Annotated in this window: 11 protein-coding genes and 1 tRNA gene; 11 read left to right on the top strand and 1 reads right to left on the bottom strand. The window is 53.3% G+C overall.

Annotated features, from left to right (window positions below; all coding sequences use genetic code 11):
* The first annotated feature begins 187 nt into the window (after positions 1-187).
* From alaS to ACKTS9_RS02880, 6 genes are read left to right on the top strand one after another with little or no spacing between them, the layout of a single operon-like run.
* Positions 188-2,857 (top strand): alanine--tRNA ligase, encoded by a 2,670-nt coding sequence (gene alaS, locus ACKTS9_RS02905; RefSeq protein ID WP_407878845.1) that lies wholly within the window; start codon positions 188-190, stop codon positions 2,855-2,857.
* Positions 2,858-2,892: 35 nt separating this feature from the next.
* Positions 2,893-3,231 carry a histidine triad nucleotide-binding protein gene (locus ACKTS9_RS02900; protein ID WP_407878843.1) on the top strand — a complete coding sequence of 113 codons (339 nt, stop codon included), beginning with the start codon at positions 2,893-2,895 and terminating at the stop codon, positions 3,229-3,231.
* Positions 3,232-3,276: 45 nt separating this feature from the next.
* Positions 3,277-3,816 carry a phosphoribosyltransferase family protein gene (locus ACKTS9_RS02895; RefSeq protein ID WP_349214974.1) on the top strand — a complete coding sequence of 180 codons (540 nt, stop codon included), beginning with the start codon at positions 3,277-3,279 and terminating at the stop codon, positions 3,814-3,816.
* Positions 3,816-5,933 carry a ComEC/Rec2 family competence protein gene (locus tag ACKTS9_RS02890; protein ID WP_407878841.1) on the top strand — a complete coding sequence of 706 codons (2,118 nt, stop codon included), beginning with the start codon at positions 3,816-3,818 and terminating at the stop codon, positions 5,931-5,933. Before ACKTS9_RS02895 ends, ACKTS9_RS02890 begins: the two co-directional genes overlap by 1 nt.
* Positions 5,920-6,954: a DNA polymerase III subunit delta gene (holA, locus tag ACKTS9_RS02885; RefSeq protein ID WP_407878839.1), complete on the top strand. Its 1,035-nt coding sequence runs from the start codon at positions 5,920-5,922 to the stop codon at positions 6,952-6,954. The genes ACKTS9_RS02890 and holA overlap by 14 nt, the downstream gene beginning before the upstream one ends.
* The gene (locus tag ACKTS9_RS02880; RefSeq protein WP_407878836.1) at positions 6,951-7,550 is read left to right on the top strand and encodes a toprim domain-containing protein; all 600 of its coding nucleotides are present in this window, start codon (positions 6,951-6,953) and stop codon (positions 7,548-7,550) included. Before holA ends, ACKTS9_RS02880 begins: the two co-directional genes overlap by 4 nt.
* 93 nt (positions 7,551-7,643) lie before the next feature.
* On the opposite strand, the gene ACKTS9_RS02875 is transcribed toward ACKTS9_RS02880, so the two are convergent.
* Positions 7,644-8,534 (bottom strand): RluA family pseudouridine synthase, encoded by an 891-nt coding sequence (locus ACKTS9_RS02875; protein WP_349215071.1) that lies wholly within the window; start codon positions 8,532-8,534, stop codon positions 7,644-7,646.
* A gap of 120 nt (positions 8,535-8,654) precedes the next feature.
* Here ACKTS9_RS02875 and ACKTS9_RS02870 point away from each other — a divergent pair.
* The 5 genes from ACKTS9_RS02870 (at position 8,655) to mraZ (ending at position 13,667) form a co-directional block, all read left to right on the top strand.
* A tRNA-Leu gene (locus ACKTS9_RS02870) sits at positions 8,655-8,741 on the top strand.
* Positions 8,742-8,795: 54 nt separating this feature from the next.
* Positions 8,796-9,656 carry a methylenetetrahydrofolate reductase [NAD(P)H] gene (gene metF / locus ACKTS9_RS02865; RefSeq protein WP_349215070.1) on the top strand — a complete coding sequence of 287 codons (861 nt, stop codon included), beginning with the start codon at positions 8,796-8,798 and terminating at the stop codon, positions 9,654-9,656.
* Between the two features lie 12 nt (positions 9,657-9,668).
* Positions 9,669-10,322, top strand: coding sequence for a methionine synthase (locus ACKTS9_RS02860; RefSeq protein WP_407878833.1), 654 nt, complete (start codon positions 9,669-9,671; stop codon positions 10,320-10,322).
* Positions 10,315-12,672: a homocysteine S-methyltransferase family protein gene (locus ACKTS9_RS02855; RefSeq protein ID WP_407878831.1), complete on the top strand. Its 2,358-nt coding sequence runs from the start codon at positions 10,315-10,317 to the stop codon at positions 12,670-12,672. The genes ACKTS9_RS02860 and ACKTS9_RS02855 overlap by 8 nt, the downstream gene beginning before the upstream one ends.
* 575 nt (positions 12,673-13,247) lie before the next feature.
* Positions 13,248-13,667, top strand: coding sequence for a division/cell wall cluster transcriptional repressor MraZ (gene mraZ / locus ACKTS9_RS02850; RefSeq protein ID WP_349215067.1), 420 nt, complete (start codon positions 13,248-13,250; stop codon positions 13,665-13,667).

The raw sequence follows: 13,667 nt of genomic DNA, 5'->3' as shown, positions 1-13,667 counted from the left end.
TGGTTTCCTGCCAGCCACCCGGGAGCCCCCTGTGATGAGCAGGGCGCTGCGCAGCGTTAACGCGGAAAAGTGGTGTGTGCAAACACGCAATTTGGGTGGTACCACGGATGCGAAAAGCTTTCGTCCCTTGTCGGGGCGGAAGTTTATTTTTTTGTAGTTCTATTTTTCAAAATGAGGAGACAGACCTATGGAATGGACCGGATTAAACGAACTGCGTGAAAAGTATCTCTCGTTTTTCGAGGGAAAAGGCCATCTGCGCCTGGACAGTTTCCCGCTGGTTCCCCACAACGACAACAGCCTTTTGCTGATCAACTCGGGCATGGCCCCCATGAAGAAATGGTTTCTGGGACAGGAGGAACCTCCCTGCCATCGGGTGACTACCTGCCAGAAATGCATCCGTACGCCGGATATTGAGCGCGTGGGCATTACGGCGCGTCACGGCACTTTCTTTGAAATGCTGGGCAATTTCAGCTTCCAGGATTATTTTAAGGAAGAGGTCATTCCCTGGGCGTGGGAATTCTTGACGCAGACGTTGGAGATCCCGGCGGAAAAGCTGTACATTTCCGTGTATTTGGAGGATGACGAGGCCTACGACATCTGGACGAAAAAGGTCGGCATTCCGGAAGACCATATGGTCCGTTTCGGAAAAGAAGACAATTTCTGGGAGCATGGCTCCGGCCCCTGCGGCCCTTGCAGCGAGATTTACTTTGACCGCGGTCCGGAATACGGCTGCGGAAAGCCTGACTGCCGCGTGGGCTGCGACTGCGACCGCTATATGGAAGTTTGGAACCTGGTGTTCAGCCAGTTTGATTCCGACGGAAACGGCCATTATGAGCGTCTGGCCAAGCCCAACATTGACACCGGCATGGGCCTGGAACGTTTGGCCTGCGTGATGCAGGGCGTGGGCAACCTGTTCGAGGTGGACACGGTACACAACATTTTGAACCATGTAGAGCGCATTACGGGAAAAACCTATGGCCAGGACCATATGACGGATGTTTCCATCCGCGTGATTACCGACCACATCCGGTCTACGGTCTTTATGGTATCGGACGGCATTCTTCCGTCCAATGAGGGACGCGGCTATGTGCTGCGCCGCCTGTTGCGCCGTGCCGCGCGCCATGGCCGCATGCTGGGCGTAAAACGCCCCTTCCTGTCGGAACTGTGCGACACGGTCATCCGGGAAAACGGAAGCGCGTATCCGGAACTTGTGGAGCATTCCGACTACATCAAGAAGACAATTTCCGCCGAGGAAGAGCGCTTCTCCCGCACCATTGACGCAGGCCTCAGCATTCTCAACAATTTGGTGGAGGATGTGATCAAAAAAGCGCAGGAAGGTAAAAAACGGATTTTGTCCGGTATGGATGCGTTCAAACTGAACGATACCTTCGGCTTCCCGCTGGACCTGACAAAGGAGATTGCCGCGGAAAAGGGAATCGAAGTGGACGAGGAAGGTTTCCGCTCCGAGCTTCAGAAGCAGCGGGAAACGGCGCGTGCCGACCGCATGAGCCGGGATATCTCGGGCTGGACGGCTGATCTGTTCAGCGATGTGCAGGCACAGCCTACAGAATTCCTGGGCTATGAAAAGCTGGCGGCAGAGGCGAAGGTTGTGGCGCTGTCCGACGGTGAGGAGCTGGTGGATGCCATTGCCACGGACGACGGCCCCAAAGCGGGCGTTCTGGTGGTTCTGGATCGCACGCCCTTCTATGCGGAAAGCGGCGGCCAGGTGGCGGATACGGGATGCATCACCACAGCCTCCGGTGCGCATTTGTCTGTAAGCGCCTGCAAGAAGACCCCGAAGGGCTATTTTGTACACACCTGCACCCTGGAAGAGGGGATGGTTCAGACGGGTGAAGCGGTGATTGCCACGGTGGATGAAAAGCGCCGTCACGCCATCATGCGCAACCATACATCGGCGCACCTGCTGCAAAAGGCACTGCGTGAAGTTTTGGGCGCCCATGTGCATCAGGCTGGTTCTTATGAGGATGACGAGCGTGTCCGTTTCGACTTTACGCACTTCAACGCCGTCACGCCGCAGGAACTCCAGCAGGTGGAAAAAATCGTCAATGAGAAAATTTTCGAAGCTTTGCCGGTCACGGTGAAGGAAATGCCCATCAAAGAGGCGAAAGAGCTGGGCGCGATGGCGCTGTTCGGTGAGAAGTACGGCGATATCGTCCGCGTGGTGGACATCAACGGATGGTCTACCGAGTTCTGCGGCGGCACACATGTGAGCAACACCGCACAGCTTGGCTGCTTCAAGATTTTGTCCGAATCCAGTGTAGCGGCCGGCATTCGCCGCATCGAAGGTACTACTGGCTACGGCGTATTGCGGCTGCTGGATGAGAAAAACGAGATGCTCAATCAGGTAGCTGGTACGCTGAAGGTGAGCAATATCCACGATCTGCCTCAGCGCGCGGCCGCTGTATCTGCGGAACTGAAAAACGTTCAGAAAGAACTGGATGATTTGAAGGCGCAGATTGCCAATGCGAAAGTGGACGGCTTGTTTGAAGACGCGCAGGAAGTGGAAGGCATTAAAATCTTCACTCTGTACCTCACCGGGACGGCCAACGATGCGGTGCGTGGTATGTGCGACAAAGCGCGTGACAAAGTGCCTGCTTCTGTCACGGCAATCATCGGTGAATGCGACGGAAAGATTTCTCTGGCGGTCGCAGTGGGCAAGGAGGCACAGGCCAAAGGTCTTGCCGCCGGAAAGCTGGTCAAGCAGATTGCTGCCATTGCGGGCGGCAACGGTGGCGGAAAGCCCGATTTTGCAATGGCCGGCATTAAAGAGCCTTCCAAGATCGACGACGCGTTGAACGCGGTACCTGAACTGGTGCGCGCTGCGCTGAATGCTTAAGTTCGTTTGCAGACAACGGAAAAGGAGGAAAGAGAATGGATTGCCTGTTTTGTAAAATGGCGGCCGGTGAAATTCCGGTCAACAAGGTTTACGAGGATGACACGGTTTTGGCGTTTCACGACATCGATCCGCAGGCGCCTGTGCATTTTCTCGTCATTCCCAAAACACACATCGGCTCTCCCGCGGAGATCAATGCTGAAAACAGTGCGGTTGCAGCGCATATTTTTGAAGTGATTGCGCAAATCGCACAGGAGATGAATTTGGAGAACGGGTACCGCGTGGTCACCAACTGCGGCAAAGACGGCGGACAAAGTGTGCCGCACCTGCATTTTCATGTTCTGGCAAAGCGCAGTCTGGCCTGGCCTCCGGGCTGATGTAAAAACGAATGCTGTTCTGTGACAGGAAAGGAAGAAACCACCATGCGTAAAACTTATACTCTCAATGTGGCTGGTGTCAGCCGGGAACTGCCGCTGTGCCCTGTGAACGAGCATATGGACATTGCTGCGTTTGTGATGTTCAGCGATGTGGAGTTGACGGTAGCGTGCGCAAAAGCACTTCTGGAGAAACTGCCTGAGTTCGACGTGATCGTCACTGCCGAAGCAAAGGGCATTCCGCTGGCGTACGAAATGAGTCGCCAGAGCGGAAAACGTTACATCCCGGCGCGCAAAGGCCCGAAGCTGTACATGGAAAACCCTGTGATCGTGGAAGATAAATCCATCACTACAGAGGCTGTGCAAAAACTGGTGATCGACCAGAAAGATCTGGACGATATGGCCGGAAAACGTGTTGTCATTGTGGATGATGTGATCAGCACGGGTGGAAGCCTGCATGCGCTGGAAGCGCTCGTGGGGAAAAGCTCTGCCAATGTCGTGGCCAAAGCTGCCGTTCTGGCCGAAGGCGATGCCGCGGACCGCACGGACATCACGTTCCTGGAGCCGCTGCCGCTGTTCTTCAAATAATGCTGGAAAAACGCCGCACACTGTGCCTGATCGGCTTTACCTATCTGGTTGCGCAATTGCTGGCGGGGTTTATGCCGTCAGTGGCTTTCGGGCCGCTGACGGCCGTTTTTGTACTGCTGTTTGTAATTGCGTTTCTGTGGCGCGGTCATTTACGCCGCGCACTGCTGATTCTGCTTCTCTGCGGTACGGTAGCAATGGCGCTGGTGCTGCGCATGCTGTATTTGAATGTGGTTGTAAACCCGGTTTTGCACCTGGCAAATGACAGCGGAACCATACAGGCGGATGTGCTGGAAACACGAGCAGGTTTCGAAGAAGAACGTGTATTCGCCACGGTAAGGGTACGGGTTTGGAACGGTCAGCGTCTGTGGGTTCCCTTTGAAACAGAGATCGAGGCGTGTCCCCGGACAGAACCGGGACAGAGAATTCAGGCAAGGGTCGCATTGTCCGCCTTGCCGGAAAATGAGTATCTTTCCAACGCGCAGGCAAAAAGCAGATTTGTCTGTGCGGAGTATCAGGGCGATTTTCAGGATTTGGGGAGAGCGCCCGGGCTGCGGAATGGACTGCTTCGTCTTCAGCAGGATCTGCGGGAATCTCTGTATGCCGTTTTGCCGCATCCCTATTGTGAATTGGCCTCTGCGATGTGTGTTGGCGAGCGGTCGGGCCTTTCTGCAGATTTGAAACAGCTTTTTCAGCAGGCGGGGCTGTCTCACATTCTGGTCGTTTCGGGCCTTCATTTGTCGGCAATCGGCGCTTTGTGCTATTTGGCGTTGAAGCGCTTTTTGAACCGGCGCGCTGCTGCGGCGCTGTCCTGTCTGGCGGTGTTGCTGTTTATGTGCGTGGTGGGATTTACGCCCTCTGTGGTGCGAGCCGGTTGTGTCATGCTGTTGATTTATATCGGAAAACTGCTGAAGCAGCCGGGCGATACGCTTACCAGTTTGGGCCTGGCTGCACTGTTGCTTTGCATTCAAAATCCATTCGCGGCACAGGACATCGGTTTGCTGCTTTCGTTTTCGGCAACGTTGGCGGTTCTGTTTGCGGGAAACGTGATGGAGCGGACCTATGCAGGCTGGAAAAAGCGCAATCGTGTCCCTGTCAAAAGGTGGGTGCGCATTTATCAGACTGTGCTGGTGACGGGATTGGTCACGCTCGCGACGCTGCCGGTTATCGCGGCCATGGGCGGCGGCGTTTCGCTGTTTGGCATTTTGTGTAATCTTCTGGTTCTGCCGGTGGTGCCTTTCACGGTGCTGAGCGGTTTGCTGTGCGCGCTGACAGGAATGATCCCGCCGCTGCTTTTTCTGGCAAAACTGCTTGGCCTGCTGTGCGGGCTTTGCATTCGCTGGATGCTGTTGGTTACAGAGGTGGTGGATGCTCTTCCGCAGTCCATGGTTTATCTGTCCGGAAGCTATGCCGTCCTGACCGGTCTGTGCGCGCTTGCTGTGATTTTGATTGCATGGAAACTGAATTTCTCTCTGCGCCGGGGACTGGCTCTGGCTGCCTGTCTCGCTGTGTCTGCAATGGCACTTTATGGGGTGGCAAGCATTCATGTGGTTCGATTTGCCATGGTGGGATCCGGGGTCAACCCGTCGCTGGTTGTGACACAGTCCGGGTTTACGCTGGTGATTTATCGAAGCCCACAGAGCAATGTGCAGCAAATTGCAGATTATTTGCAAAGCGTGAATCGGTCGCAGGTGGATGTGCTGATCGATTTGCGGGCGGAGGGTGATGAAGCCGCATTGGCACAACAGCTGAATGCAGAAGAGTGCATTTGTGCGCGTCAGTTTCGAAATCATGCGGTAAAGGGACTTTTTCGTGATATAATGGTATATATGAAACGACAGGAAAACGGAAATTTTGTGTGCGTGGATGTGGGCGGCCGCCGCCTTGCAATTGCTTCTGGGAAAGTGGATTTTACCGGTTATCCGATGCTGGATGTGTACTTCGGTGGCAGCGGAACACCGGAAGGACTGTCCTGCCGAAAGGTTGTGCTGCCTGCGGCGGGAACGTATGAATGGGCCGAAAAATATCCGGAGGTCCATCAGGGAATGTCTGAACAGGAGATATGGGTGCGTGCAGGCGGTCAAATAAAAATAAACGAGGTTCACAATGGCTTTGAATGAACAGGAATTTCAAAAAATACTGAACTCGCTGGAGCGGTATGCCGTATTTTATTACTATTCCACTGAAGAATATCTGGCACGCAGCTATGCGTCCCGCACATTGACGGCATTGGCCCGTGAAACAGATGCGGAAGTGACGCGCATTGATGGCCCCGCACCTTCCATCGGAGAAGCGGTGGCTGCGGCGGGAACAATTTCTTTGTTCGGCACTAAGCGCGTGGTGGAGCTGGCACAGGTGGAGCCTTCTGCGATGAACGATGCGGATGTAGATGCCTTGTGTGATTTGTTTGCCACAATGGAAAATGCAGTGATCGTTCTGTATACCGTGTTTAAGGACGATAAGGCAAAACAGACTAAAAAGGCAAAAAAATTGCTGGATGCAGCCGGCCGCTTTGGGATCGCAGCCGAAATTTTGAAGCCCGGCGTTCAGGATGCCAAGCGGTTTATTCAGCAAAAAGCGCAGGAGATGGAAACAGAGCTGGAGCCGGGAGCGGACACCGATTTGCTGGAACGGTGCGGTGCGGATTTGTTCTTGCTGGAGAATGAGGTCAGCAAGCTTGCGGCCGCCAGCGGCTATACTCGGATCACGCGGGAACTGGTCAGCACCATGGGAACGCAGAATATTGAAGCAGATGTGTTTGAGATGGTTCGGTATGTGACAGCAAAAAACAAGCCCCGGGCCTTTCAGAAGTTGAACCAGCTGCTGGAACTGCAAAATGAGCCGATTGCGATTGCTGCGGCCCTGGCAGGCTCCTTCATTGATATGTATCGCGTGAAATGCGGTGCAGCCAGCAGAAAAAATTATGCTGCGGTACACAAGGACTTTCATTACCGCGGCAGCGACTACCGGCTGCGGAAATCGGGAGAGACGGCTTCCAGGTACACGCTCCATCAGCTGGCGTCCATCTTGGAGCTGCTGGAACGGCTGGATGCTTCGCTGAAGTCTTCTGCGGCGGATAAAAATGTGCTGCTGCAGACAGCCCTGTGCGAGATTATGCAGGTGGGAGATGGACGTTCATGAGCAAGCTGCGCATTGAAGAGATCATCGTGGTGGAGGGAAAGTACGATGCGGTCAAGCTTTCGGACCTGGTGGATGCGCTGATTGTTCCCACCAAAGGATTTTCGATTTTTACCAGCGAAGAGACAAAGCAGCTGATTTTAAGGCTTGGAAAAAAGCGCGGAATCATTGTGCTTACGGATTCCGATGCGGCGGGATTTCGCATCCGGAACTATGTCAATAAAATCGCGGCCGGCCTGCCGGTGAAAAATGCCTATGTGCCGGCGCTTGCCGGAAAGGAGAAACGAAAGAGCCAGCCGTCAAAAGAAGGGCTTTTGGGGGTGGAAGGAGTACCGGCAGAGGCAATCCTGCAGGCGTTGCGTACGGCAGGCGCCCATCCGTCGGCGGAACGGCAGGGAAGACAGATTACCTATACGGATTTGTTTGAACTGGGCTTGTCCGGAACGCAGGGAAGTGCAGAGCGCCGCCGCATCTGGCTCTCAGCGATTGGGCTTCCGCCTCGCTTGTCCAAAAAAGCATTGTGCGAAACTTTGAACAGCCTGTATTCCTATGAAGAGTTTTTGCAAACACTTCCGGAAGAATTCCGGGAGGCCCCGTGAACATAAACAGAAAAAACGCCGGAAAGCGGTTCGCTGCCCGGGGGCAACAAAAAGGATGCCGGCCAGATCACTGTGATCTGGCCGGCATCCTTTCTATTTGATGGTTTGTTTTAAAACCTGCTGCGCGTACCATGGGAAATCCAGCTCGAAATGCTGTTTGCTCAATGCGGCAAAAGGCTCCTGCGTGATCTCAGGAAAGACAAGCGAGTATGCGCACAAGGCCTGATATTTGAATTTCAATTCACGGTTGGCTGCCTGGTTGCCATATTTGCTGTCCCCCAGAATCGGGCATCCGATGGACGCGAGATGTGCCCGGATCTGGTGCGTCCGTCCGGTGATGAGCGTTACTTCCAAAAGAGCCAGACGACCTGAAACGGCCAACGTTCGATAACGGGTGGTGATTTCTTTCGCACCCGGAAGTGGAGCGGATACGATGCGTACAGTGCCTTTTTCGGAGTTTTTGATGAGATAATCCTGCAGTGTGTCGCTTTCGGGAACAGGGCGGCCGAATGTAACACACAGATACTTTTTGCACAGGGCACGGTCACGAATCAGCTGAGTGAAAAATGCTTCTGCCTGCGGCGTTTTGGCAAGCAGCACCAGTCCGCTGGTGCCGGTGTCCAGCCGATGGCACAACCTGAGCGAAAGGGGATCTTGGCCTTGTGTGCGCAGATATGTCTGCGCGCGGGCCAGCAAAGTATCCGCATCTTCCTGTCCGCAGACAGGAAGCCCGGCCGGTTTATTTGCAATCAACAGGGACTCGTCCTCATAAACAGGTACGAAGGAGATGGAGCCGGAAGGGTCAGCATAAAGACGGACGATGTTTCCGGCGCTCAGGCGAAACGACAAAGGCTGCTTTTTTCCGTCCACCTTGATTTTGTTTTCTTTGAGGTATTTTCGGAGTATTCCATAGGAGAGAGAGGGGACTTTTTCATACAAAAATTTGTCCAGACGCACGTCGCTTTTTACGGTCCATTCTTTCATAAAACTCCTCCTGTCGGTTCATCTATTTTATCACAGACATCCCTTTTTCGCCAGAGCTTTGGTTGACATTCAGATTGGAATATTGTATTCTAATAAAGCATACTTTTTATGTGCCGAGAGGCTGCTGTGGCGAAATCGGCAGACGCAAGGGACTTAAAATCCCTCGGTGGCAACACCATACGGGTTCGATTCCCGTCAGCAGCACCAGAACCCCCATAGGCGCTGAGCCTGGGGGGTTCTTTTTTAAAGGAGAGAAGCGATATGTATCTGTACGAGTTGTTTCAAAGAAAACCCTGCGTGTTTTCGCTGGAAGTGTTTCCGCCCAAGAAAAACGGCGCCTCGCCGGAAAGTTTGTATCCCAAATTAAAAGAGCTGGCAAAACTTTCTCCCGATTTTATCAGCGTTACATACGGTGCAGGCGGGAATGCTGCGGACGATTCCACCTGCAAAATCGCTTCTTATATCAAACACGACTTGGGCATTGAAGCGCTTGCGCATCTCACTTGCGTGAATTCGGGAAAAGAGCAGATTGAACAGACGCTGCGGCAGCTGCATGAAAACGAAATTGAAAATGTTTTGGCACTTCGGGGGGATATCAACCCGACACTCCCTAGAAAGAATGACTATCAATACGCCAGCGAATTGGCGGCTGCTGTGCATGCAAGTGGGTTTAACGTGGTGGGAGCCTGCTATCCGGAAGGACATGTCGAAAGCGAAAATTTGCGTCAGGATGTTGAAAATCTGCATCATAAAATTGATGCGGGCGCCACACACCTGATTACACAGCTCTTCTTTGACAACGGCGTTTTTTATCGCTTTCTGAACATGGCCCGCAAAGCGGGTATTCAGGTACCAATTGAGGCGGGTGTAATGCCTATTGTTTCAAAAAGCCAGGTGGAGCGGACGGTTGCGCTCAGTTCCGCCAGCCTGCCTTCGGCATTTACTAAAATGATCAGCAAATATGATCACGATGAGCAGGCTTTGTTTGACGCGGGAATTGATTATGCGATCCGGCAGCTGCGGGATCTGATTGAGGGCGGAGCGGATGGCATTCATCTGTATGCAATGAATCGTCCTACGGTGGCGCAAAAAGTGTACGAGGGAATTCGGGACCTGCTGTAAGGAGAACCATGCATGAAGCTGAATTTAAGCTTTGAAATCGATCTCGAAGAAGTGCTCCGGATGTTGGGCGCACAGGGGACAAAGGATCAGGCAATCCGGGATTTGGCCCGACAGGCTGCAGAATGCGTTCAAAAAGCAGCGGTCCCGCGCGCAACCTATCAAAGAATGCCCTGTGAGCGCCTGCGCCCGCTCCTGCTTGGACGGGATATTGAGATGCATTTGCAGGGGTGTTCGGAGCTGGTGGCAATCGCATGTACTCTGGGGCGTGAGACAGACTGCCTGATTCAGCGTATGGAGTTTCAAAACATGGCCCTGGCGGTGGCGGTGGACGCAGCCGCCTCGGTAGGTGTCGAGTCTTTGGCACAGAATCTGGAACAGCAGCTCCGAGACCAGCTGGAAGCGCAGGGACTTTTCCTGACTGGCCGCTTTTCGCCGGGGTATGGAGATTATCCCATCCGGGTGCAAAACGGTCTTCTCGCGTTGCTGGATACGCCGAGAAGAATCGGATTGATGGCAACCGAGACACATCTTCTGACGCCGCGGAAAAGCATTACTGCGCTTTGTGGCGTTGCGCCTCATCCGGTAACGGGAAGACTTGCCGGCTGTGAACACTGTGCACTGCGCGAGAAATGTACCAAAAGGAAAGAGGGGAAAACCTGTGTCTGAAGTGTTTAAAAAGGACCGGTACACCATTTTGGATGGCGCCATGGGAACAATGCTGCAGAAAAGTGGTCTGGAACTGGGCCGCCAGCCGGATGTGCTGAGCATTGAGCAGCCGGAAATCGTTGAGCGGATTGGCCGTATGTATGTGGAAAGCGGTTCGGACTGGATTTGTGCCAACACTTTTGGTGCGAACAGAAAAAAACTTTCGGGCTGCGGATATACAGTTGAGCAGGTCATCGCTGCTTCCGTCGGCTGTGCCAAATCTGCATGCCGGGGAAGTGAATGCCGGGTTTTGTTGGATGTAGGGCCGATTGGCGAACTTCTGGAACCAGTGGGAACGCTCGGCTTTGAAGAAGCGTATGACATTTTCCGTCAGGAGATGGTGGCGGGCGAACAGGCCGGCGCGCAGGGAATCCTGATTGAAACGATGACGGATTTGTATGAGGTGAAGGCGGCCATTTTGGCGGCAAGGGAAAATACAAGCCTGCCGGTGCTTGTTTCCATGAGCTTTGAAGAGAGAGGAAGGACATTTACCGGGTGTACGGTGGAGTCGCTTGCGCTTGTAGCACAGGGGTTGGGGGCAGATGCGGTCGGCATCAACTGTTCGCTTGGTCCGCGTGAGATTTTTCCTTTGGCAAAGCGACTTTGCAGTTCCACGACCCTGCCGGTGTTCATCAAGCCCAATGCGGGGCTTCCGGATCCGGCGACGGGTGCATATGATATTTCGCCGCGGCAATTCTGCGATGAAATGGCGTGCTATGAAGCTCTTGGAATTTCGGCGGTTGGCGGGTGCTGTGGGACTACGCCGGATTACATTCAACACCTGGCGGAGTATTTTGGCCAAAAATGTCCGAAACAGCGTGAAGTGACTGCCAGAAGCTGCGTTTGTACGCCGACCGAACTGGTGGAGATCGATCGGGTAACGGTTATTGGAGAACGAATCAACCCGACCGGGAAAAAGCGGTTTCAGGCAGCTTTGCGCGAGGGAGATCTGGATTATATCGCGGAGCAGGCCATTGAACAAGCCAATGCGGGCGCCCGCATTCTGGATGTAAACGTGGGACTTCCGGGAATCGATGAAGCAGAGATGATGCGCCGTGCGGTCAAGACGATTCAGTCAGTAACGGATCTGCCTTTGCAGCTGGATTCCACCCGGGCGGACGTGTTGGAGGCGGGACTGCGGGTTTACAACGGAAAGGCCATCGTGAACTCGGTGAATGCGGAAGAGGCGGTGTTGGAAGCGATTCTGCCTGTTTGCAAAAAATATGGCGCGGCCGTTGTTGGTCTGACGTTGGACGAGCATGGCATTCCGGAACGGGCCGAGGAACGGTTTGCTTTGGCAAAAAGAATTGTCGAGGCGGCCTGTTCGGCAGGCATCCCGCGGGAAGATGTATTCATTGACTGCCTGACCCTGACAGCAAGTGCGCAGCAGCAGGCTGTGCGGGAGACATTGCGCGCTGTACAGATGGTCAAAGAACGCCTGGGCGTAAAAACCGTTCTGGGAGTATCCAACATTTCCTTTGGTCTGCCTTGCCGGGAGCAGGTGAATACCAGCTTTTTGACGTTGGCGCTGGCACATGGGTTGGATATGCCGATTCTGAATCCCAATTCACAGGCGATGATGGCGGCTGTGGCGAGTTTTGAGGTGCTGTATAATCTTGATCCGGAATCAACCCGGTATATTGCACAGTACGCCGGTAAGGCACCGCAGCCTGCTGCAGGGGATGCACGGGCACCGGAGTTATATGATGCGATTGTGCAGGGGCTTCGCTCGCAGGCTGCACACGCCGCCAGAGAAAAACTGAAGAGCATGCCGCCTCAGGAACTGGTCAATCAAATTTTGATCCCGGCTCTGGATTCCGTGGGAGAACGCTTTGAGAAGGGGACGCTCTTTCTGCCGCAGCTTCTCCAGTCTGCAGGTGCTGCGCAGGCTGCGTTTGACGAAGTGAAAGAAAAAATCATCTCAGAGGGAACAAAAGGAGCCAGTAAGGGCAAAATCGTGATTGCTACAGTCAAGGGAGATATCCACGACATTGGAAAAAACATCGTAAAAGTAATTTTGGAAAATTACGGCTACGAGATGATCGACCTTGGCAGAGATGTGCCGCCGGAGAGGGTTGTAGAGGCGGCCCGAAGCAACAATGTCCGTCTGGTGGGTTTGAGTGCTTTGATGACCACAACGCTGCCCAGCATGGCACAGACCATTGAAGCGCTGCATCAGGCAGGGCTTCCCTGTAAAATCATGGTGGGAGGCGCGGTCCTCACGCCGGAATATGCCGAAAGCATCGGCGCGGATTTTTACGCGAGGGATGCAAAACAGTCCGTAGATATTGCAAGAAAAGTATTGGGATGACTCCAGAAGAGCCGGTGCCGCCGGCTCTTTTTGCTGTGATGGCCTTCGCAGCAGCCATTCTCTTGTTCCTTGGAAACATTTCAAAAGAAAGTTGTATCGAAATTCTTACAATTTTTGTAAAATTTCGTTTTAATGCAACTTTTTGGGCGTGAAAAACGTATAATAAGCAAGGAAGTTCAAAAAGGGAAGGATGGGGCGGTATGGCACAAAATCTGACAAGCATTCTGGAAAATTTAAAACATATTTTTGGAATCGTCTATTCAGAAACACCTCCTGAGTCGGTGGAGGAAAGCGAAGAAAACGAAGATTGACCCCCCTGAATTTGTAAATGAATCATTGCTGTACAGCGGCCTTTTGCCCGCCATGGGAATCCCTGGCGGGCATGGGCCGCTTTCTTTTTCGGCCATAAAAAGAAACACATGGGTGCGTGTGAATTCTAAAAAGAAACTTTCATTTTCACAGAAAATAGGTTGCAATTAGGGGCTGTTTATCCTATAATAAATACTGTAAATGGGTAGAAATGGGTTAAAGTGGGTAATTTTAGACAGCTTTTTTGAAAAGGGCGGTGACCGAAGATGTTGATGGGCGAATACAATTACGCAATCGACGAGAAAGGCCGCCTGAACTTTCCGGCCAAGTTCCGGGAAGAGATGGGAGAAAGTTTTGTCGTGGCCCGCTGGCTGGACAACTGCCTGGTCGCCTACCCGACCGAAAAATGGCAGGAACAGGCGGAAAAGTTGAAGGCGCTGGCCGGCATTAAAAATCGTTTGATCGTCAGCTACCTGTTTGCATCCGGAATTGTGGTGCAGCCTGACAAGCAGGGGCGAATCCTTTTGCCCGGCGGACATCGGGACCACGCCAAGCTGGACAAAGAGGTCACCATCATCGGAGTGGGAGACCATGCGGAGATTTGGAACACGCAGGCATGGCATGCGGCTGTGGATACAGTGGACAATGCCAAATTAGAAGCTGCGCTTTTGGAAATGGGGTTATAA

It is taken from the genome of Owariibacterium komagatae (assembly GCF_045865535.1).
Taxonomy (GTDB): Bacteria; Bacillota; Clostridia; order Oscillospirales; family Ruminococcaceae; genus Ruthenibacterium; species Ruthenibacterium komagatae.
This window is presented reverse-complemented; position numbering and strand designations above follow the sequence as displayed.

Excerpts from the sequence above, each read along its gene's own strand:
- alaS (WP_407878845.1), top strand. The coding sequence starts at position 188 with ATGGAATGGACCGGATTAAACGAACTGCGTGAAAAGTATCTCTCGTTT.
- ACKTS9_RS02900 (WP_407878843.1), top strand. The coding sequence starts at position 2,893 with ATGGATTGCCTGTTTTGTAAAATGGCGGCCGGTGAAATTCCGGTCAAC.
- ACKTS9_RS02895 (WP_349214974.1), top strand. The coding sequence starts at position 3,277 with ATGCGTAAAACTTATACTCTCAATGTGGCTGGTGTCAGCCGGGAACTG.
- ACKTS9_RS02890 (WP_407878841.1), top strand. The coding sequence starts at position 3,816 with ATGCTGGAAAAACGCCGCACACTGTGCCTGATCGGCTTTACCTATCTG.
- holA (WP_407878839.1), top strand. The coding sequence starts at position 5,920 with ATGGCTTTGAATGAACAGGAATTTCAAAAAATACTGAACTCGCTGGAG.
- ACKTS9_RS02880 (WP_407878836.1), top strand. The coding sequence starts at position 6,951 with ATGAGCAAGCTGCGCATTGAAGAGATCATCGTGGTGGAGGGAAAGTAC.
- ACKTS9_RS02875 (WP_349215071.1), bottom strand. The coding sequence starts at position 8,534 with ATGAAAGAATGGACCGTAAAAAGCGACGTGCGTCTGGACAAATTTTTG.
- metF (WP_349215070.1), top strand. The coding sequence starts at position 8,796 with ATGTATCTGTACGAGTTGTTTCAAAGAAAACCCTGCGTGTTTTCGCTG.
- ACKTS9_RS02860 (WP_407878833.1), top strand. The coding sequence starts at position 9,669 with ATGAAGCTGAATTTAAGCTTTGAAATCGATCTCGAAGAAGTGCTCCGG.
- mraZ (WP_349215067.1), top strand. The coding sequence starts at position 13,248 with ATGTTGATGGGCGAATACAATTACGCAATCGACGAGAAAGGCCGCCTG.